The 20,203-nt window shown below is 73.1% G+C and carries 18 protein-coding genes; 11 read left to right on the plus strand and 7 right to left on the minus strand.

The genetic code is table 11. The annotated features are described in order from the left end of the window. Nucleotides 1-51: 51 nt before the first annotated feature. The gene (locus tag ABT158_RS15115; protein WP_352353429.1) at nt 52-615 is read left to right on the plus strand and encodes an HXXEE domain-containing protein; all 564 of its coding nucleotides are present in this window, start codon (nt 52-54) and stop codon (nt 613-615) included. Nucleotides 616-689: 74 nt separating this feature from the next. On the opposite strand, the gene ABT158_RS15120 is transcribed toward ABT158_RS15115, so the two are convergent. After that, entirely contained in the window at nt 690-1,376 is a 687-nt protein-coding gene (locus tag ABT158_RS15120; protein WP_352353431.1) for a type 1 glutamine amidotransferase, read from the minus strand. A 101-nt stretch (nt 1,377-1,477) separates the two neighbouring features. On the opposite strand from ABT158_RS15120, the gene ABT158_RS15125 reads away from it, so the two are divergent. Further along, entirely contained in the window at nt 1,478-2,326 is an 849-nt protein-coding gene (locus ABT158_RS15125; RefSeq protein ID WP_352353433.1) for an alpha/beta fold hydrolase, read from the plus strand. A 44-nt stretch (nt 2,327-2,370) separates the two neighbouring features. Here ABT158_RS15125 and ABT158_RS15130 read toward each other — a convergent pair whose 3' ends face one another. After that, the gene (locus ABT158_RS15130) at nt 2,371-3,084 is read right to left on the minus strand and encodes a PaaI family thioesterase (protein WP_352353435.1); all 714 of its coding nucleotides are present in this window, start codon (nt 3,082-3,084) and stop codon (nt 2,371-2,373) included. 445 nt (nt 3,085-3,529) lie between these two features. Here ABT158_RS15130 and ABT158_RS15135 point away from each other — a divergent pair, with 445 nt between their 5' ends. Both ABT158_RS15135 and ABT158_RS15140 read left to right on the plus strand, forming a co-directional pair. Beyond that, complete coding sequence (locus tag ABT158_RS15135; protein WP_352353437.1) at nt 3,530-4,123, plus strand: AAA family ATPase; 594 nt, start codon at nt 3,530-3,532, stop codon at nt 4,121-4,123. A 45-nt stretch (nt 4,124-4,168) separates the two neighbouring features. Beyond that, nucleotides 4,169-4,513 carry a YciI family protein gene (locus tag ABT158_RS15140; protein ID WP_352353439.1) on the plus strand — a complete coding sequence of 115 codons (345 nt, stop codon included), beginning with the start codon at nt 4,169-4,171 and terminating at the stop codon, nt 4,511-4,513. A 26-nt stretch (nt 4,514-4,539) separates the two neighbouring features. On the opposite strand, the gene glnA is transcribed toward ABT158_RS15140, so the two are convergent. Continuing rightward, the gene (gene glnA, locus ABT158_RS15145; protein ID WP_352353441.1) at nt 4,540-5,901 is read right to left on the minus strand and encodes a type I glutamate--ammonia ligase; all 1,362 of its coding nucleotides are present in this window, start codon (nt 5,899-5,901) and stop codon (nt 4,540-4,542) included. A gap of 153 nt (nt 5,902-6,054) precedes the next feature. On the opposite strand from glnA, the gene ABT158_RS15150 reads away from it, so the two are divergent. Together ABT158_RS15150 and ABT158_RS15155 are read left to right on the plus strand one after the other, a co-directional pair. Further along, a complete protein-coding gene (locus tag ABT158_RS15150; protein WP_352353443.1) occupies nt 6,055-6,600 on the plus strand; it encodes an EF-hand domain-containing protein in 546 nt (181 codons plus the stop codon). Between the two features lie 8 nt (nt 6,601-6,608). Then, nucleotides 6,609-7,589, plus strand: coding sequence for a terpene synthase family protein (locus ABT158_RS15155; RefSeq protein ID WP_352353445.1), 981 nt, complete (start codon nt 6,609-6,611; stop codon nt 7,587-7,589). A 20-nt stretch (nt 7,590-7,609) separates the two neighbouring features. On the opposite strand, the gene ABT158_RS15160 is transcribed toward ABT158_RS15155, so the two are convergent. Next, nucleotides 7,610-8,575 carry a DUF5937 family protein gene (locus ABT158_RS15160; RefSeq protein ID WP_352353447.1) on the minus strand — a complete coding sequence of 322 codons (966 nt, stop codon included), beginning with the start codon at nt 8,573-8,575 and terminating at the stop codon, nt 7,610-7,612. Between the two features lie 58 nt (nt 8,576-8,633). On the opposite strand from ABT158_RS15160, the gene ABT158_RS15165 reads away from it, so the two are divergent. The 5 genes from ABT158_RS15165 (at nt 8,634) to ABT158_RS15185 (ending at nt 16,423) form a co-directional block, all read left to right on the plus strand. Then, nucleotides 8,634-9,827, plus strand: a complete 1,194-nt coding sequence (locus ABT158_RS15165; RefSeq protein WP_352353449.1) for an MDR family MFS transporter — start codon at nt 8,634-8,636, stop codon at nt 9,825-9,827. A 116-nt stretch (nt 9,828-9,943) separates the two neighbouring features. Further along, the gene (locus ABT158_RS15170) at nt 9,944-11,824 is read left to right on the plus strand and encodes a sensor histidine kinase (RefSeq protein ID WP_352353451.1); all 1,881 of its coding nucleotides are present in this window, start codon (nt 9,944-9,946) and stop codon (nt 11,822-11,824) included. A 49-nt stretch (nt 11,825-11,873) separates the two neighbouring features. After that, the gene (locus ABT158_RS15175) at nt 11,874-13,370 is read left to right on the plus strand and encodes a BTAD domain-containing putative transcriptional regulator (protein ID WP_352353453.1); all 1,497 of its coding nucleotides are present in this window, start codon (nt 11,874-11,876) and stop codon (nt 13,368-13,370) included. Between the two features lie 32 nt (nt 13,371-13,402). Then, nucleotides 13,403-15,175: an NAD+ synthase gene (locus tag ABT158_RS15180; protein WP_352353455.1), complete on the plus strand. Its 1,773-nt coding sequence runs from the start codon at nt 13,403-13,405 to the stop codon at nt 15,173-15,175. A gap of 135 nt (nt 15,176-15,310) precedes the next feature. Beyond that, nucleotides 15,311-16,423, plus strand: coding sequence for a YhaZ family DNA alkylation repair protein (locus tag ABT158_RS15185; RefSeq protein ID WP_352353457.1), 1,113 nt, complete (start codon nt 15,311-15,313; stop codon nt 16,421-16,423). A 72-nt stretch (nt 16,424-16,495) separates the two neighbouring features. On the opposite strand, the gene ABT158_RS15190 is transcribed toward ABT158_RS15185, so the two are convergent. The 3 genes from ABT158_RS15190 to ABT158_RS15200 all read right to left on the minus strand — a co-directional run bounded on the left by ABT158_RS15190 (nt 16,496) and on the right by ABT158_RS15200 (nt 20,118). Beyond that, a complete protein-coding gene (locus ABT158_RS15190; protein ID WP_352353459.1) occupies nt 16,496-17,113 on the minus strand; it encodes a TetR/AcrR family transcriptional regulator in 618 nt (205 codons plus the stop codon). 7 nt (nt 17,114-17,120) lie between these two features. Further along, the gene (locus ABT158_RS15195) at nt 17,121-18,662 is read right to left on the minus strand and encodes an MFS transporter (RefSeq protein WP_352353461.1); all 1,542 of its coding nucleotides are present in this window, start codon (nt 18,660-18,662) and stop codon (nt 17,121-17,123) included. Nucleotides 18,663-18,891: 229 nt separating this feature from the next. Further along, a complete protein-coding gene (locus tag ABT158_RS15200; protein ID WP_352353463.1) occupies nt 18,892-20,118 on the minus strand; it encodes an MFS transporter in 1,227 nt (408 codons plus the stop codon). Between the last annotated feature and the right edge of the window lie 85 nt (nt 20,119-20,203).

Below are 20,203 nucleotides of genomic sequence, written 5' to 3' on the forward strand. Positions count from 1 at the left end.
CGTAGAGTACAACGCAACGTAGCGTTGTGTTTTGCTGAGGAGGGGGACGACATGAGCCGGATGCCCGCGGCGGTGACCTGGGGACTGCTGGCGGCCTGGGCCGTGCACGACGCCGAGGAGCTGGCCACCATGGCGGGATGGGCGCGGCGGGCCCGTCCCCGGCTGGAACGGCTGTACCCGGGGGTGCCGTGGGAGCGGCTGGAGGTGTCGCAGGCGCGGGTGAACGTGGCCATCGGGCTGATGGGCGGCGTGGTGGCGGGGGCCTCGGCGCTGGGGGCGCGCAGCGGCGGGCGCAGCCCGGTGTTCCAGGCGATGCTGGCCGGGTTCGGGTTGCACGGGGTCGTCCACCTGGCGCAGGCCGCCGCCACGCGGGGGTACACGCCCGGCGTGGTGACGGCGCCGCTGGTGGTGATCCCGTTCTCGGCGTGGGCGTGGCGGCGGTTGCGGCGGGCGGGAGCGGTGGCGGCGCCGGGGCGGTCGGCCGCGTACGGGCTCGCGGCGCTGCCGCTGACGGCGGGGGGCGTGCACACGATCGCCCACCTGCTCACCCGCCGCCACGACCGGGCCGCCGCGTCCTCGGCCGCCGACGGCCTGGGCCGCGACCGCTGGTTCTGACCCGCACCGGCGTCTCGCCCCCGGCCGCCCATGGTTCCGGGGCGGCGCAGCAGTGGCGGCGGGTCGAGGGGCCGTCAGGCCGGGCCGGAGGCTTCGACCACCCGGGCGAACGCCTGCGCCACCGGGCGCCAGGTCGCGACCAGGGCGGGCTCGGCGGCCTTGACGGCGGCGTTCAGGTCCTCGGCCGCCGCCAGGTCGGACTCCGCCGTCCAGGAGGTGAAGATCTCCGGGGTGGCCTCGGGGTGGAACTGCACCGCCCAGGCGCGCTCGCCGACCCGGTAGGCCTGGTTCGGGTACTGGGCGCCGGTCATCAGCGGCACCGCGCCCGCCGGCAGCCGCGTCATGGCGTCCTGGTGGTACTGGATTGCGGTCGCCCTGGCCGGGACGCCGGACAGCAGCCGGTCGGAGGCGGCGGCGGGCAGTGCGACCACCTCGCACGCCCCCACCTCCAGGCCATTCCCGCCGCGCTCGACCGTGCCGCCGAGCGCCATGGTGAGAAGCTGGGCGCCGAGGCAGATGCCGAGCGTGGGCGTGCCCTCCTCCACGGCGCGGCGCAGCAGGGCGCGGGTGGCGGGCTGCCAGGGGCTGCGCTCGTCCTCCCAGGCGGCCGCGGCGCCGCCGAGCACGATCAGGCCGTCGGCGGCCCGCTCCGGCACCGGCTCGCCCCGGTACGGCCGGACGACGTCGCAGGTCAGGCCCAGCCAGTCCGCCAGGTAGCCGAGCCCGGCGCCGGCCTCGTGCTCGATCACGGTGATGCGCATATCGGGTAATTTATCCCCATTTTTTGGTGAAGACGCTCTTACGCCCGCCGCGACGACGGGCGGTGATTCCCGGCCCCGGACGGCGTCCCTAGGATCCGGCTATGAGATTCGACGAAGTGGACGGGCTCCGCGTCGCCACGTTCGGCACCGGCCCCCGCAAGGTCATCGCGGTCCACGGCATCAGCGCCTCGCTGATGGCCTGGGGCGCGGTCGGACGGCGGCTGCCCGAGGAGTGGTCGCTGATCGCGATGGACCTGCGCGGCCGTGGTCACAGCGCCTCCCTGCCCGGCCCGTACGGGCTGCCCCGGCACGCCGAGGACGTCCTGCGCGTCGCCGAGCACGTCGGCGCGGGCCCGGACGCGGTCCTGGCCGGCCATTCGATGGGCGCGTACGTGGCCGTGCTGGCCGGGGCCGAGCGCGCCTTCGACCGGGTCGTCCTGGTGGACGGCGGCCTGCCCCTCCCCCTGCCCGAGGGCGAGGATCCCGACGCCGCGCTGGCGGCCACGCTCGGCCCCGCGCTGGCCCGGTTGCGCCGGACGTTCGCCTCCCCGGAGGAGTACGTGGACTTCTTCAAGGCCCACCCGGCCTTCGCCGGCCACTGGAGCCCCGACGTGGAGGCGTACGTGCGCTACGACCTCGACGGGCCCGAGGGCGCGCTGCGCTCGCGGGCGGTCGGCGAGGCCGTGATGGCGGACGGGCGCTGGATGCGTACCCAGTCCGACGAGATCGGCGCCGCGCTGGCCGCGATCAAGGCGCCCACCTACCTGCTCCGGGCCCCGCGCGGCCTGCTGAACCAGGACACCGGCATGCTCCCCGACGAGGTCGCCCGCACCTGGACCGCCCGCGTGCCCGGCCTGCGCGACGAGGTCGTGCCCGACTGCAACCACTACACGATCCTGTTCGACGAGCAGCCGGTCACGACCGTCCTGGAACGGATCACCGGGGCATGAGAAAGGCCCCCGAGCCGAGTTCGGGGGCCTTTCACAGACGCAGGTCAGCGTGGAGCGATCCACGTGGCGCGGGCGGCGGCCACCAGGGTGCCGTCGTCCTCGTAGATGCCGCTCTCGCCGTACATCTTGCGGCCGTCGCGGCCGGTCGGACGGGCCACGACGGAGTAGCGGCCACCCGGCAGCACCGGGCCGTTGATCTGCACGACCAGGCGGCCGAGCAGGGCCGACTCGCCGGGGCCGAAGTGCGCCCAGCCGGTGATGCAGTCGAGCACCGCGCCCACGATCGAGGCGGGCACGCCGTCCTCGCCGCTCACCGTGAACGGCACCCGCCACCCGGCGGCGACCAGGTCGGAGCCCTCCACCGGGCCGGGGAAGATGCGCAGGCCGTCGCCCGGCTCGCGCAGGCCGCAGGCGAAGCACTCGGCGAACGGGTGGGCCTGCAGGCCGACGAACCCGGCCTCGGCGCGGGCGGCGTCGGTGAACGGCACGAACCCGGGCCCGGTCAGGGTCTCGGCGACGGGGATGGCCTCGACCAGGACCTTGTCGCCGTCGGACAGCGAGACGCTGTTGGCGACGTGCTCCAGGCGCAGCTCGGTCTCCAGGGGCGTGGGCGCGTGCAGCGTGACCTCGACCGCTGATCGGCCGCCGTTCAGCGCCTCTGCCATGGTGCCCGCGATCCAGCCGCCGTTGGCGACTCCCACCGGGCCCCGGAAACGCTCGGGAACGGTCAACACGGTCTGCAGGGCAGCCGTCGTCATGCCACACCCTCCAATATCGCCCCAGAAGGCGAGAAGTCCGGAAATATCGTAAAGAGTAGGCCGATTTTACTGGACTCCCGGATTACCACGATGCTGGGGGTCCCTGAGCGACGGCCGACTCATGCCATAACGCCACAGGCGTGGCCGAAACTTCCCCGGCCGCCCCCGGCCATCCCCTCCCAGGGTCGGCGCCGTCCATGGCACGGATGTGACTCGGGGGTGAGGAACAACGAAAATCGGCCCCAACCCGGAGCCGCATCTGTATCCGGGGTGAGACCGATCAAGGCGTCGGCAGTACCTTATCCCGTGATTTCCCCGCCCCGGGCCCATTCCCGGTGAATCCCGTCGGACCGTTCCGGCGGCCGGGCCCGCCCGCCGCGCGTCCCCGCGCCCTATGCTGACGCGAACAGGGGTCGAAGCGAATCCGATCGGGCGGGGTGGGGCTGTGCAGCGGGCGACGTTACGCTTTCCGCCCGGGTCGCTGGTCGTGCTGACCGGGCTGCCCGGCGCCGGCAAGACCACGCTGCTGCGCCGCCTCTACGGCCTGCACGGCGCCGAGAGCGCGCCCGTCGCCGCCGACGCGGTCGTGGTGATCGACTCGGGGCAGTCCCGCCTGCGCTGGGACGGCCGGATCCTCTGGGCTCCCCGTCCGGTGCGCCGCGCCGTGGTGTTCGCCACCCACCTGAGCCGCATCAGCCGGGCGCTGGCCGGCGGGCGGGCGGTCCTCGCGCACAACCGGGGCTGCGCCACGTACGTGCTGAAGGGGTTCGCCTGGCTGGCCCGCAGGCAGCGGGCGAGCTTCCACCTGCTGCTGCTCGACGCGCCGCCGGAGGCGGCGGTCGCCGGGCAGCACGCCAGGGGCCGGGTGGTCGCGCCCCGCACGTTCGCCCGCCACCGCCGCCGCTGGGAGAGCCTGCTGGCGCGGGTGACCGGCGGCGACCCGGCCCCGGCCGTCAGCGCGCACGTGCTCACCCGGGCCGAGGCCGACCTGCTGGAGCACATCGTCTTCGACAGCGCCGACCGCGCCCCCGCCGACTGACGGCGTCCGGGGGGGACGCGGACGCACGAGGAAGGACCACGACCCATGAAGCAGTACGTGCTCACCCTGTTCGAGCCCGACGGCCCGCCGCCCGAGCCCGCGGTCCTGGAGCCGATCATGCGCGACATCGGCGCGGTCGAGGCGGAGATGCGCGCGGCCGGCGTGTGGGTCTTCTCCGGCGGCCTGGCCCCGGCCGAACAGGCGTCGGTGATCCGGATGCGCGCGGACGAGCCGTTCACCACCGACGGCCCCTACACCGAGGGCAAGGAGCACGTCGGCGGGTTCACCGTCATCCGGGCCCCCGACCGGGACGCCGCGCTGGAGTGGGGGCGCCGGCTCGCCCGCGCCGTGGCCGTGCTGCCGGTCGAGGTGCGCGAGTTCAAGGGCTGAACCGGGCGGGTCTCCCCCGCCCGGCCTCACAACACCGGCAGGTAGCGGCCCAGCTCGAACTCGGTGACCGTACGGCGGTACTCGCGCCACTCGGCCCGCTTGTTGCGCAGGAAGAAGTCGAAGACGTGCTCGCCCAGCGTCTCGGCCACCAGCTCGCTGCGCTCCATGACGGCGATGGCCTCGTCGAGCGAGCCGGGCAGCGGCTGGATGCCCAGGGCCCGGCGCTCGGCGCTGGTCAGGGTCCAGACGTTGTCCTCGGCGGCCGGCGGCAGCTCGTAGCCCTCCTCGATGCCCTTGAGCCCGGCGGCCAGCACCAGCGCGAAGGCCAGGTACGGGTTGCACGCCGAGTCGAGGGAGCGGAACTCGATGCGGGTCGAGCCGCCCTTGTGCGGCTTGTACATGGGCACCCGGACCAGCGCCGAGCGGTTGTTGTGCCCCCAGCACACGTAGGAGGGCGCCTCGCCGCCCTGCCCCGCGATGGCCTCGGCGCCGCCCCACAGCCGCTTGTAGGAGTTGACCCACTGGTTGGTGATGGCGGTGATCTCGGCGGCGTGCCGCAGCAGGCCCGCGATGAACGAGCGGCCGATCTTCGACAGCCGGTAGTCGGTGCCGGCCTCGTGGAAGGCGTTGCGGTCGCCCTCGAACAGCGACATGTGCGTGTGCATGCCCGAGCCGGGGTGCTCGGTGAACGGCTTGGGCATGAACGAGGCCCAGATGCCCTGCTCCAGGGCGACCTCCTTCATGATCAGCCGGAACGTCATGATGTTGTCGGCCGTGGTGAGCGCGTCGGCGTAGCGCAGGTCGATCTCCTGCTGGCCGGGGGCGCCCTCGTGGTGGCTGAACTCGACGGAGATGCCCATCGACTCCAGCATCATGATCGCCTGGCGCCGGAAGTCGTGGCCGGAGCTGTGCGGCGTGTGGTCGAAGTAGCCGCCGGAGTCGATCGGCTCGGGCCGCTGACCGGCCTCGGGACGGTTCTTCAGCAGGAAGAACTCGATCTCGGGGTGGGTGTAGAAGGTGAAGCCCATGTCGGCGCACTTGGCGAGGGTGCGCTTGAGCACCCAGCGCGGGTCGGCGTGCGACGGGGTGCCGTCGGGCATCAGGATGTCGCAGAAGATGCGCGCCGCGCCCGGCGTCTCGCTGCGCCAGGGCAGGATCTGGAACGTCGAGGGGTCGGGCTTGGCCAGCATGTCGGACTCGTAGACGCGGGCGAAGCCCTCGATCGCCGAGCCGTCGAAGCCGATGCCCTCGGCGAAGGCGCCTTCCAGCTCGGCGGGCGCGATCGCGACGGACTTGAGGAAGCCGAGGACGTCGGTGAACCAGAGCCGGATGAACCGGATGTCGCGTTCCTCTAGCGTGCGGAGCACGAACTCCTGCTGGCGGTCCAAGGCGTCCCCTCGTTGAAGACAGTGCGGGTCTTGATATCAGCATGCCGTGCCCGTGTTTCGCACACGTTACGGGGGGTGCCGGTGCGAGCCTCACTGACAAAGGGGCCGCCCAGATCTACTGTGATCACGCAGTTAGTCTCGGGGGAGGCATTGGTGGCTATCGACCTGCTCAATCACAAGCTCGATCGGGCGTTCGACCACATCGACGCGAACGGCAACGGCGTCGTCGAACGGGAGGACCTGCTGGGGCTGGGCGCACGCCTGCTGGTGGGTTTCGGGGAGTCCCCCACCTCGGTCACCGGCAACCGGCTCGTCGGCAGCTTCGACGGCATCTGGTCGACGTTGTCGCGGGCGCTCGACCGCGACGGCGACACCGGCATCGCGCGCACGGACTTCCGCGGCGGGATGACGGCGGCGTTCGTCACCGGCGACCGGTGGGAGCCGGTGTTCCGGCCGGCGACGGTGGCGGTGGCCCAGCTCTGCGACGGCGACGGCGACGGCCTGATCCGGCCGGGCGAGTTCCGTACGATGCTCAGCGCGTTCGGCACCGCCTACGACGACGTGGACGAGGCGTTCGACCGGCTCGACCGGGAGGGCAGAGGCGCGCTCACCGTCGAGGAGCTGATCCGCGCGGCCGAGGACTACTACCGCAGCTCAGACCCGAACGCCGCGGGCAACTGGCTTTACGGTCCGCTGTGAACACGGCCGTGAGCACCACCGTGTTCGCCACGGTGCGCACCGCGCTCCGCTCGGTCCTGCACTGGAAGCCGATGTTGCCGCTGCCGCGCAAGGGCGGCTCGCCCGCGCTGGCGCTGCTGCCGCTCGTCGAGCGGGTGCCGGCGATGGCGGCGCCCTGCCGGATGCACCCGGCCGTGTACGCCATCGAGGCCGCGGTCATCGACTGGGCCAGGCGGACGGGCCTGCGCGCCGACGCCGGGGTGGGCTTCCACCGGATGGCCGGGCGCGCGTTCGCCGAGTTCGACGCGGCCGCGGCGGCGCTGTTCGCCCAGTGGCTGACCTGGCTGTTCCACCTCGACGACGAGCTGGACGAGGGGTCGTGCCCGCTGGACATCTTCGGCGGCATGCTCAAGGGCGCGGCCCGGCACCCGCTGGAGGCGGCCTTCGCCGACCTGTGGCGGGTGACCAGCGCGCGGATGAGCGACCAGTGGCGGGCCCGCTTCGCGGTCAACCTGCGCCGCCAGGCCGACGCCTGCCGCACCGAGGCCGACAACCGGGCCGCCGGGCGCATGCCGACGCTGGAGGAGTACCCGGCCCTGCGCAGGGGCACCGTGGGCCCCTACCTGTACGACCTGGTGGAGCCGTGCCTGCGGGTCGAGGTGCCGGCCTGGGTGGTCCAGTGCGACCCGTGGCGGGAGCTGGTGGACGCCTGCAGCGACGTCACGGCCTGGTGCAACGACGTCGCCTCGCGGCCCAAGGAGCGTGGCGACGCGCACAACCTGGTCGAGCTGGCGGTCCGGCAGCTCGGGCTGGGCGAGCGCGAGGCCGTCGCGTGGGTGCTCGACCGGATCGCCGGGCGCTGCCAGGACATGAACCGGGCGGCCAGGCGGCTGCCGCTCGACGACCTCCCGCCCAAGGCGGCCAGGGACGTCAGCAAGGTCGCCTGCGCCTACCTGGCCGCGCCGCGCGCCCACCTGGACTGGCTGCTGGAGTCGTCCCGGTACGCCTGAGCCGGCCGGAGGGGACCCGGTCAGGCGGCGGCGCCGGCGAGCATGTCGCCGGCCGCCGTCCGGCGGTAGACGACCTGCTTGCCGAGGCGCAGGCCCACCGCCAGTCCGCCGTCGCTGAGCACCCCGAGGTGCTGGCTGACCGCGCCCGGGGTGAGCGACATCCGGGCGGCCAGCGCCGAGGTGGTGCTCGGCTCGGCCAGCGCGAGCAGGATCTGCGCCCGGCTGCGGCCGATGAGCGCGGCCAGCGCGCCGGGGGCGGGCGGCGGGCCCTGCTCCCACAGCGTGCCGACGCCGAGCACCGGATAGACGAGCATCGACTGGTACGGAGCCGACATCACGGCCACCGACGGCCAGTAGAACGCGCTCGGCACCAGCAGCAGCCCGTCGCCGTGCAGGCCGCCCGCGTGGCACCAGGGCCGGTCGATGAGCAGCCGCTCCCCCGTCCACTCCACGGCGGGGCCGAGCCCGGCGAACAGCTCCCTGGCCCCGCCCTGGGCGAGCTGGCGGGAGCGGCGCAGCACGTCGCGTTCGAGCAGCCCGTAGACGCGCGGCCAGAACTCCTCGAAGCAGGCCCGCCAGTACGTCTCCAGCGCGTCGGCCACCCGCGCCACGCCGGCCGCCGGGTCGGCCATGAACCGGTCGAGCAGCGCCCGGCCGGTGCCCGCGATGGTCGCGGCCTCCGTGCGGGCGCGTTCCGGCGGCGTGCCGCGGACCTGCTCCAGCTCGGCGGCGAAGTCGGGCAGCGGCGTCTGCGGGGGCGGGGTGATGAAGTCGGCCAGGTAGCCGGTCGGCGGCACCAGCGCGAACAGCTCGTCGAGGTCGAGCCCGGCCAGCCGTGGGCGCACGGCCTTGACCCAGGGCAGGTGGATCGACTGCCTGGAGGGGTCCTGGAGGGTGCGCAGGCTCGCGACCAGCTCCCACATGGGCGAGAACGCGAACCGGATGCGCGCGACGTCCTCCGGCTTGAGGTCCCAGGTGACGGCCATGGTTTTAGTGTGCACTAAATCGATGGCGCCTCGGCCGTCCAGACCTGACCCTTGGTCCGTGTCTAGCACCGCTGTTGAGAAGCCTTCCTTCCTCCGCTCCCAGGTCGGCGGACTGCCGCGGCCCTTCTGGGCCCTGTGGAGCGGCACCCTCGTCAACCGTCTGGGCACTCTGGTCATGCCGTTCACCGGCGTGTACCTGACCCACTCCCGCGGCATGTCGGTGACCGCCGTGGGCCTGGTCATGGGCGTCTACGGCGCGGGCTCGCTGCTGTCGCAGATCCTCGCCGGCGTGCTCACCGACCGGATCGGGCGCCGGGTCACGCTGGCGGGCGGCATGCTGGCCACCGCCGCCACCATGCTGGCGCTCGGTTACAGCACCTCGCTGCCGGCGATCGTCGCCTCCATGTTCGTGCTCGGGCTGGTGATCGACATCTACCGGCCGGCGTCCAGCGCCCTGGTGGCCGACCTGGTGTCGCCGTCGGAGCGGGCCCGCGCGTACGGGCTGCTGTTCTGGGCGATCAACCTGGGTTACGCGGTCGGCATGACGGCCGGCGGCTGGCTGGCCAGCGTCGGGTTCGCCTGGTTGTTCTGGATCGACGCGGTCTCGTGCCTGGTCTTCGCCGCGCTGGTGTGGCGGGCGGTGCCGGAGACCCGGCCGCCGGCGCGCGAGTCGTCCGGCGGGTTCGGCGTCGTGCTGCGCGACCGGCTGATGGTGGCCTTCACGCTGGTCGTGCTCGGCAACGCGCTGGTCTACCTGCAGACCGTGACCATGCTGCCGGTCGCGATGACGTCGGTGGTGAAGCTGACGCCGGGGCAGTTCGGCCTGGCCATGGCGCTGAACGGGGTGCTGATCGTCGTCGTGCAGCCGCTGGTCTCCGGCTGGCTCGGGCGCAGGGACCCCTCCCGCACGTTCGCGCTCGGGCTGGCGGTCATGGGGGCCGGGTTCGCGCTGACGGCCTTCGTCACCACGACGTTCTGGCTGGCCGTCACGATCGCGGTGTGGACCGTCGGCGAGATCATCACCGCGGGCATCTCCGGGACGATCGTGGCCGCGCTGGCCCCCGAGCACCTGCGGGGGCGGTATTCGGGGCTGTTCGGCTTCGCCTGGTCGCTGGCCTCGGTGCTGGCGCCGCTGATGGGCGGCCCGCTGCTCGCGGCCGGGCCGAAGACGCTGTGGTTCTCCGTGGGCGGCGTCGCGCTGGTCTCGGCGGCCGGCATGCTGGCCCTCGGCCCGGCGATCCGGCGGCGCTGACGCCGGCCTGAGGTCCGGGGCGGCGCTCCACGGAATCCGCCGCCGTTGAGAGAATTTTGATCGGATGTTGGCCGGTTCCCGATAATTTCCTGCCGATCACGGAAGGAAATGGTGGGATGCGCCACGCAGTATGGGCGCGCCGGGCGGTGACGAGGCTGGCCACTCCCCGCGTCGCGATCGGGATCGCCACGTTCGCCGTCGTGCTGGAGCTGGCCGACATCTGGGTGACCGCCCAGTTGCCGCCGTCGGCGCACACGCCGCTGCCGTTCGCGCCGGAGGACATGGCGGGCACGGCCTTCCCGGTCTTCGGCGCGATCCTCGTGCACAGCAGGCCGCGGCTGGTCATCGGCTGGCTGCTGTGCCTGGGCGGGGCGAGCGCCGCGGCCAACATCCTGTCGGCCAACCTCTACCAGCTGCTCGACGGACGGCCGGGGCCGCGCTGGCCGGTCGTCAACCTGACCTGGAACGTCTGCGAGCTGACCCTCGGCGTCCTGCTGCCCCTGCTGTACCCGGTGGGCAGGCTGCTGTCGCGGCGCTGGCGGGCGGTGGTCGCGCTGGCCGTGGCCGGGCAGGCGCTGGACTGGGCCGGGCTGCTGACCGGCCGGCCGGAGCTGCGCGAGGCCGGGCACGGCACGCTGTCGGCGAGTATGGTGCTGGCCTTCGCCTCGCTGGTCGTGCGCTTCCGGCGCGGCGACGCGGTCGAGCGGCGCCAGCTCCTGTGGCTGCTGGTGGCCCTGCCGGGCCTGCTGGTGCCCTGGATGCTCGGCGCGGACGTCTGGTGGGTGGCCTCGCTGGCCATCCCGCTGATCCCGGCGGCCATCGCCGTGGCGGTGCTGCGCTACCGGCTGTTCGGCATCGACACGCTGATCAGCAGGGCGCTGGTGGGCACCGGCCTGGCCATCGTGATCACCCTCGTGTACGTGGCGGTCAGCGCGGCGCTCAGCCTGTTCCTGTCGGAGGTGGACCGGATCGCCGGGATCCCGGCGGCCCTGTTCGCGGGGGCGTTCTTCCAGCCGATGCGCCGCGGCCTGCAACGCGGCGTGGACCGCCTGCTGTACGGCAGCACCGGCGTCCCCGGCACGCTGGCCCGGCGGCTGCGGCACCGGCTCCAGCACACCGACCCGGTGCACGGCCTGCTGGCCACGCTCGACGTGCTGCGCGAGGGCCTGTCGGTGACCGGCGTGGCGGTCGAGGCCGACGGCGCGGTCACCACGTCCGGCGTGGTGGGCGCGGCGGCCAGGACGGTCCCGCTGGTGTGGCACGGCGAGCCGGTCGGGCTGCTGCTGATCGGGCCGACGGACCGGCGCAGGTTCCCCGCGGCCCACGACGAGCGGGTGATCGCCACGATCACGCCGTACATCGCCGACGCCGCGCACGCCGTCCGGCTGACGGCGGCGTTGCAGCGCTCGCGCGAGCGCATCCTGACCGCGCGGGAGGAGGAACGGCGTCGGCTGCGCCGCGACCTGCACGACGGGCTCGGCCAGTCGCTCACCGGCATGGCCATGTCGATCAACGCCGCCCGGCTGACCATGCACAGCGCCCCCGAGCAGGCCGACCGGCTGCTGGCCGGGCTGCGCGCCGGCATGGACGCCGTGACCGGCGACATCCGGCAGCTCGTCTACGGCCTGCGTCCGCCCGCCCTGGACGAGCTGGGCGTGGCCGGCGCGATCGAGGAGCTGGCCGGGACGCCGATCGAGACGTCGGGCGAGCTGACCGGCCTGCCCGCCGCGGTCGAGGTCGCGGCCTACCGCATCGTGCAGGAGGCGCTCACCAACGCCCGCAAGCACGCCGACGCCTCGCGGATCACGGTGGCGTTGCGCCGCGACGACCGGCTGCGCGTCACGGTCGCCGACGACGGGATCGGCCTGCCGCCGGACGCGCGGCCCGGCGTCGGGCTGGGCTCGATGCGCGAACGGGCCGCCGAGCTCGGGGGCACCTGCGCCGTACGAGCGGGACCGGGAGGTGGCACGGTTGTCCACGCCGAACTCCCCCTGTGACAATTCGCCATATCCCCGGACGTGTTCTCCCTCTACGCTTACCCCTGACATGCTGACATTCACCGCACTGGGACCGTTCCACGCCTGGAGCGACGGCGTCCCCCTCGACCTCGGCGGCCAGCGGCAGCGGGCGGTGCTCGCCCGTCTGCTCGTGGCGGGCGGCCGGGCCGTGCCCGTGCACACCCTCATCGACGAGCTGTGGCCGGGCGATCCGCCCGCGCAGGCCCTGTCCACCATCCAGGGTTACGTCTCCCGGTTGCGGCGCGCGCTGGAGCCCGGCCGCGCGCCGCGCGAGGAGGCCGAGGTGCTGGTCTCGGCCGCGCCCGGCTACGCGCTGCGGGCCGCGCCCGAGCAGGTGGACTCGTGGCGGTTCGAGGGCCTGGTGAAGACCGAGGGGCCGCCGCCGCAGGTGTGGGCGGCCATGGACAGCGCGCTCGGGTTGTGGCGCGGGCCGGCGCTGGCCGAGTTCGCCGAGCTGACCTGGGCGGCGACCGAGGCGGGCCGGCTGGAGGAGCTGCGGCTGATCGCGGTCGAGCGGCGCGCCGACGCCGGTCTCGCGCTCGGCCGGGCCACCTCCCTGGTGGCCGACCTGGAGGCGCACGCCTCGGCCCATCCGCTGCGCGAGGAGGCGTGGCGGCTGCTGGCCCTCGCGCTGTACCGGATGGGCCGCCAGGGCGACGCGCTGGCCGCGCTGCGCCGGGCCCGCGCGGTGTGGCGGGACGAGCTGGGGCTCGACCTGTCGGCCGGGCTGCGCCGGCTGGAGGCCGACATGCTGGCCCAGCGGCTGGAGGAACCGCCGTCCCCGCCGTCGCCGCCGTCCGCCGCGTCGTCCGCCGGGCCGTCCGCCGGGCCGGCTGCGGCCGCCGGCGAGCGGGTGCTGCGCGTGCTGGTGGCCGACGACCAGGCGCTCGTACGGGCGGGGCTGCGCGCCATGCTCGACAGCGAGGACGGCGTCGCGCTGGCCGGGGAGGCCGCCAACGGCGAGGAGGCCATCGCGGGCGTGCGCGCGCACCGGCCGGACGTCGTGCTGCTCGACATCCAGATGCCGCACCTGGACGGCCTGGCCGCCGCCCGCCGGATCCTGGCCGGGGAACGCCCGCCCAAGGTCGTCATGATGACGACGTTCGGCAGCGACGAGAACCTGTACGCGGCGCTGCGCGCGGGCGTGAGCGGCTTCGTGCTGAAGACCTCGGCCCCCGAGCAGTTCCTGGCCGCCATCAGGGCGGCCGCCGTCGGGGACGCGCTCATCGACCCGTCGGTCACCACCCGGCTGATCTCGGCGTTCGCCGGCCGCACCGACCCGGCCTCGCCGCCGGCGCTGGCCGGGCTCTCCGACGCCCGGCTCGACGTGCTCAAACTCGTCGCGCGCGGGCTGACGAACCGGCAGATCGGCCAGACGCTCGCGCTGCCCGAGGAGGAGGTGTCGGTGCTGGTGAAGTCGCTGCTGGACCATCTGGGGCTGTTCGACCGGGCGCAGCTGGTGATGGCGGCCTACGAGTCCGGATTGGTCACTCCTGGCGACATGGGACACTTTTCGTCGCTTTGACGATAAAAATCGGGTCGTACTAGGCTAATGACGTGGCACAACTGCGCATAGCCCTGGCACAGACGAATCCAACCGTCGGCGACCTGACCGCCAACGCCGAGCGGCTGGTCGCGTGGACCCGTGACGCCGCCGAGCGGGGCGCTCACCTCGTCGTCTTCACCGAGATGTTCCTCACCGGCTATCCCGTCGAGGACCTGGTGCTGCGCACGTCCTTCGTGGACGCCAGCGTCAGGACCCTGGAGGAGGTGGCGCGCAGGCTCGACCGCGAGGGACTGGGCGACCTCCCCGTGGTCGTCGGCTACGTCGACCGCGCCGGCCTGGCCCCCCGCGTGGGGCAGCCCAAGGGCGCGCCGCTGGACGCGGCCGCGCTGCTGCACAAGGGCGAGGTCGTCACCCGCACGGCCAAGCACCACCTGCCCAACTACGGCGTGTTCGACGAGTACCGCTACTTCGTGCGCGGCGACCGGTTGCCGATCTTCCGGCTGCACGGCGTGGACGTGGCGATCGCGGTCTGCGAGGACCTCTGGCAGGAGGGCGGGCCGGTGTCCGTCGTCGGCCAGGCGGGCGCCGGGCTGCTGGTGGTGCCGAACGCCTCGCCGTACGAGAAGGAGAAGGACGACGTACGGCTGGAGCTGTGCGCCCGCAGGGCGCGCGAGGCCGGCTGCGCGCTCGCCTACGTCAACCAGGTCGGCGGCCAGGACGAGCTGGTCTTCGACGGCGACTCGATCGTCGTGGACGGCTCGGGCGAGCTGGTCGCGCGGGCCGGGCAGTTCCGCGAGGAGCTGCTGGTCGTGGACCTCGACCTGCCGGTCGCCGACGCCGAGCCCGGGACGTTCCCCTACGACGCCCTCGACGGCACCACGATCACCGTGGAGCGCCGGGTGCTCTCGCAGGAGCCCGTGGCGCCCTACCCGGCGGCGCCCGCCCCCGTCGCCGAGCGGCTCGACCTGCACGCCGAGGTGTACTCGGCCCTGGTGCTGGCGGTACGCGACTACGTGGCCAAGAACGGCTTCCAGTCGGTCATCCTGGGCCTGTCCGGCGGCATCGACTCGGCCCTGACGGCGGCCATCGCCTCCGACGCGATCGGCCCGTCCCGGGTGAACGTCGTGCTCATGCCCTCGCGCTACTCCTCCGACCACTCGCTGGCCGACGCCGAGGACCTGGTGGCCAGGCAGGGCATCAACTCCAGGATCGCGCCGATCGCCGAGATCGTCACGGCCTTCGAGAAGGAGATCGAGCTGTCCGGCCTGGCCGCGGAGAACCTCCAGGCCAGGGTGCGCGGCATGATCCTCATGGGCCTGTCGAACGAGCACGGCCACCTGGTGCTCACCACCGGCAACAAGAGCGAGCTGGCGACCGGCTACTCCACCCTCTACGGCGACTCGGCCGGCGGCTTCGCCCCGATCAAGGACGTGCCGAAGACGATGGTGTGGGAGCTGGCCAAGTGGCGCAACGCGCACACCTGCGAGGGCTTCCTGATGGCCGTCGAGCAGCCGATCCCGGAGAACTCGATCTCCAAGGAGCCCAGCGCCGAGCTCCGTCCCGACCAGCGCGACACCGACTCGCTGCCGCCGTACGAGGTGCTGGACCGGCTGCTGGACGACTACGTGGAGAAGGACATGGGCTCGCAGGAGCTCATCGCGGCCGGGCACGACCCGGCGCTGGTCACGCGGGTGATCAGGCTGGTGGACCTGGCGGAGTACAAGCGCCGCCAGTACCCGCCGGGCCCCAAGATCACGCCGAAGAACTTCGGGCGCGACCGCCGTCTGCCCATCACCAACCGGTGGCGCGAGACGACGACCTGACTCACCGCCCTCGTCCACCCGCGGGACGACGGGCCGCCCCGCCCGCCTTCGTCCGCAGGACGACCGGCAGGCCCGCCCGCCCCTCCACCCCGGAGGGGCGGGCGGATTGTCGGTCGTGCGTGGCAGGGTGGGGCCGTGGCACAACCGCTCAAAGACCTGATCAACGCCCGGTCCGTCTCGGTGCTGGCCGACGGCATGGCCGCCGTGTGGCCGGCGTTCCCGCGCGCCCGGTTCACCGAGCACGCCCTGGCCGGGCTCGGCCCGCTGGAGCTGAAGGGCCGCGTCAGGCACGTCTCCGCGGCCCTCCACGACGCCCTCCCGCTGCCCTACCCGCGGGCCGCCGAGCTGGTGCGGGCCTGCGCCGCGCGCGGGGAGCTCGACCTGTGGAGCGGCTGGCCGCTCACCGACCACACCGCCGTCCACGGGCTCGGCCACCTGGAGGCGGCGATGGCCACGCTGGCGGCGCTCACGCCGTACTCGACGGGCGAGTTCGCCGTGCGCCCCTACCTCGACCGCCACCGCGACGCCGCTCTCAAGATCATGTACGGCTGGGCCGAGTCCCCCGACGAGCACCTGCGCCGCCTGGCCTCCGAAGGCTCCCGGCCGCGCCTGCCGTGGGCGCCGCGGGTCGGCTGGCTGATGGCGCCCGGCCCCACCCTGCCCCTGCTCGACCTGCTGCGCGACGACCCGAGCGAATACGTCCGCCGCTCGGTCGCCAACCACGTCAACGACCTGGCCAAGGATCATCCCGACGCGGCGCTCGCCGTGCTGGCCCGCTGGCGGGCGGGCGGCGGCTCGCACGTCGAGCGGGTCGTCCGCCACGCGGTGCGCGGGCTGCTGCGGTCCGGGCATCCCGAGGCGCTCGCGCTGCTGGGCGCCACGCCGGGCAGCGGCTCGGCGCGGGCGCTCACCCTGGAGTCCGACACGGTCGCCGTCGGCGGCAGCCTGACCTTCACCGTCACGGTCACGGCGGGCGCGCCCGGCCCGCTCGTGCTCAAGTACGCCGTCCGCAGGGCGGGCTCGCGCCGCGTCTTCCACCTGGGCGAACGCTCGGCCACCGCCGAGGGGGCGGCGTTCACGCTGCGCAGGAGCCATTCCTTCCGCCCGGTCACCACCCGCAACGAGCCGCCCGGCCCGCGCGAGCTCGACGTCATCGTCAACGGCCGCGTGGCGGCCACCGTGCCCTTCACCCTGACCGACGCCCCCGGCCCGGCGGCGCAGGCGGCTCAGAGCATGGCGCGACAGTAGGGGCCCAGGCTCCCCGGAACGCGGAACGGAGGCCGTCCCGAGGGGCGGGCCTCCGTGGCGGGTGCGGGCGGCTCAGGGCTCGGCGCGGTCTCCGGCCAGCCCGAGCAGGACCATGTCGACCACCCGTTCGGCCAGGTCGGCCGGGAGGTCACCGGCCGGACCCCACTTGGACTGCCACATCATCGTGCCGGAGAACAGGGACATCACCAGGTCGACGTCGAGGCCGGCCCGGAGCTCGCCGGTGGCGACGCCGCGCTCGACCACCGAGCGCAGCGCCTCCCTGCGCGGTTCGACGGCCCGCTTCACGAAGCGTTCCATCAGCCGGGGATAACGATCGGCCTCGCTCATCGCGATGTTCATCACGCACCGGGTGCGGGCCTGGCCCGCCTCCCGGCGCATCGCGTCGAGCAGGGAGATCAGGTCGTCGCGCACGGAGGTGCCGGACAGCGGCGGGAGCGGCGCCTTCAGCGTGGACAGGGCGTCGACGACCAGGTCCTCCTTGTTGGACCAGCGCCGGTAGATCGTGGTCTTGCCGACGCCCGCCCGCGACGCGATGGCCTCGATCGACAGCTCCGACACCCCCATGCCCTCGCCGATCAGGTCGAGGGTCGCGTCGATGATCGCCTTCTCGGCCTTCTCGCTACGCGGACGGCCCGCCGGGCGGGCAGTCCCTGAATCCTGGATCGTCATCGCGGCCTCACACTACCGCTGGTTCCTTCTGTTCCGCCTGCTGGACCGGGCGCGCCTTGCCCGGCATCCACTTGGCCACCACCGCGACGCCCACCAGGCCGATCACGGCCGACACCATCGCCGTGACGTGCATGCCGTCGACGAAGGCGGCGAAGGCGGGCTTGATCAGCGCGTGGCCGCGCTCGCCGAGCTTCCCGGCGAAGTCCATCGTCGCCATGATCGACTCACCGGCGGCGTGCGGGGCGCCGGCCGGGAGCGCCGAGGCGATCTCGCCGCGGTAGCTGCTGGACAGGACCGAGCCGAGCACGGCCACGCCGAGCGCGCCGGCGACCTGGCGGACGGTGTTGCTCATGGCCGAGCCCACACCGGCCTTCTCCCTGGGCAGCGCCTCCATGATGGCGGTGGTCGCGGGCGGCATGATGTTCGCCATGGCCGCGCCCTGGACGAAGAAGATGATCTCGATCAGCACCACGGGCGTGTCGACGTCCATCAGCGCGTAGCTGCCCAGCGCCGCGGTCACCACGAGCATGCTGACCGTGGCCGACAGCTTGGCGCCGAAGAGCTGGTTCACCCGCTGGCTGAGCGGCGCGAAGATGAGCTGCGCGGCGGCGAACGGGATCATCAGGGCCCCCGCCTGGATCGGGCTGAAGCCCAGCACGATCTGCAGGTAGAAGGTCAGGAAGAACATCCCGCCCATCATCGCGAAGAAGACCAGGCCCATCATGCCGATGGCCGAGCTGAACCGGACGTTGCTGAAGTTGCGCACGTCGAACACCGGGTTGTCGATGCGACGCTCCCACCACACGAACACGCCCAGCACGAGCAGGCCGGCCACCGTCGGAACGAGCACCTCGGCGCTGGCCAGGGTGCCCAGGTCGCCGCCGCGGATGATGCCGTAGACCAGCGCGACCAGACCGATGATCGACAGCAGCACGCCCACCGGGTCGAGCCTGGACGGCTTCGGGTCACGCGACTCGGGCACGAAGGCGGCGATGAGGAACATGCTGATCACCACGATCGGCACGTTGATCAGGAAGACCGAGCCCCACCAGAAGTGCTCGATGAGCAGGCCGCCGGTGATCGGGCCGATCGCCACCGCGAGCCCCACGCCGCCGGCCCAGATGCCGATCGCCTTGCCACGCTCGCCGGGCGGGAACACGTTGGAGATGATCGCCAGCGTGGCCGGCATGATCGCCGCGCCGCCGATGCCCATCGCCGCCCTGGCGAGGATCAGCTGCATCGGGTCCTGGGAGTAGGCGCTGGCCAGCGAGGCCAGGCCGAACAGCGCCATGCCGATGAACAACATGCGCTTGCGGCCGGTGCGGTCGCCGATCACGCCGAAGGTGAACAGCAGCCCGGCGAAGACCAGCGTGTAGGAGTTGATCGCCCACTCCAGCTGGCCCTGCGTCGCGCCCAAGCCGGCATGGGGGTCGGCGATGGTCTTCATCGCCACGTTGAGGATCGTGTTGTCCAGCACGACCGCCAGGAGGCTGAACACCAGCACTCCCAGGATGCCCCACCTGCGTGGATGCCCCGCGTTCTGATCCATGAGAACGTCCTTAATTTCGATACGACCAAGTTTCGCAACGACACCGTATCGCAAGGTATTCCGATACGCAACGGTCTCGTTTCGTAACTTTCGACTGACGGACGGAGTGCGCACAGGGAAACAAACGGGAAACCCCGTTCACCCCCCGCACAGGCCGTCACAAGGCCCTGCGGACACCGCTGACAGGCTCCCCCGGCCCGAACGGCCGGGAGGCTGGAACCACCCCGGATCAGCTCTTGGTCGCCGCCGGAGGCAGTACGTGCTCCTTGGCCTCGACCGGCGGGCCCGCGACCGGCGGACGCCGCCGCCACAGCGGCAGCGCGACCACCACCATGACCACCCCGACCAGGCCCGCCACGACGAACGCCCACGTCGGCCCGCTGCCGTCGATGATCGCCCCGGCGATCGGCGAGGACGCGGCACCGCCGACGAGCAGGGCCGTGCCGTGCAGGCCCATCGCCTCGCCCCTGGCCGCGGCGGGCACCCAGCGGCTGAGCACGTCGACGGTGGAGGACAACGCCGGGGCGCACAGCAGGCCGGCCGGCAGCATCGCCAGGATCAGCCAGCGCCAGTCGGCGCCGGCCAGGCCCACGGGGATGGTCAGCAGGCCCATGCCCGCGATGAGCACCAGGGGCGAGAACCCACGCGACAGCCCGCCGTAGACGAAGCCACCGACCAGCGAGTAGAGGCACCAGATCGCCACGGCGAGGCCCACCCACTGCGTCTCGCCCGCGGTGTTGATGGTGGCCACCAGACCGAGCTCGGTCGCGGTGAGGATGAACGTGGCCGCCGCCGTGGTGCCGAGCAGCGCGACGAAGCCCGGCGTGAGCCACTGCCGCCGCGGCACCTTCACCACCGGCTCCTCCAGCTCGACGGCCGATCGGGTGGGCGGGTTGAACACGATCAGGCCGAGGCCCGCGGCCGTGATGCCGACGCCGATGAGGGCCAGCGTCGTCGTGCTGCCCAGCGTGGTGATGCCGGCCGCGGCGAGCGCCGGACCGGTCATGTACGACAGCTCGACCAGCATCGAGTCGAGCGTGAACCCGGTGCGCCGCTGCTCCGGCGGCACCAGCGCGGCCAGCGACTGCCTGGTCACGCTGAACACCGGCAGGTTGAGCAGGCCCGCCAGGGCCGCCGCGACGGCGAGGGCGGGCAGCGGCAGCGCCCACGCGCACGACCAGAACACCGCCTGGGCCAGGGTGGTGACGACGAGCACGGGACGCACCCCGTGGCGGTCGACGAACCGGCCCGACAGCGGCGAGCCGACGGCCATGCCGACCGTGCTGGCCATCGTCACCACGCCGGCCTCGACGTAGCCCAGGCGCAGCCCGAAGACCACGTGGAGGGTGAGCGCCATTCCCATGGCGGTGGCCGGGACGCGCGCGAGCATCCCCACCAGGAGCAGAGTGCGGACGCCGGGCAGCCGGAAGAGCCTGCGGTATTGGTCGAGAGCCATGGTGTGTCGTTTACCTCCGCGTCGATTGTGTCAAGAGGCACCGACAGTTTCGCCACCGGATTTCCCGCATGACATCATCGAAGGA

The organism is Nonomuraea sp. NPDC001636 (assembly GCF_040298265.1).
Lineage (GTDB): Bacteria > Actinomycetota > Actinomycetes > Streptosporangiales > Streptosporangiaceae > Nonomuraea.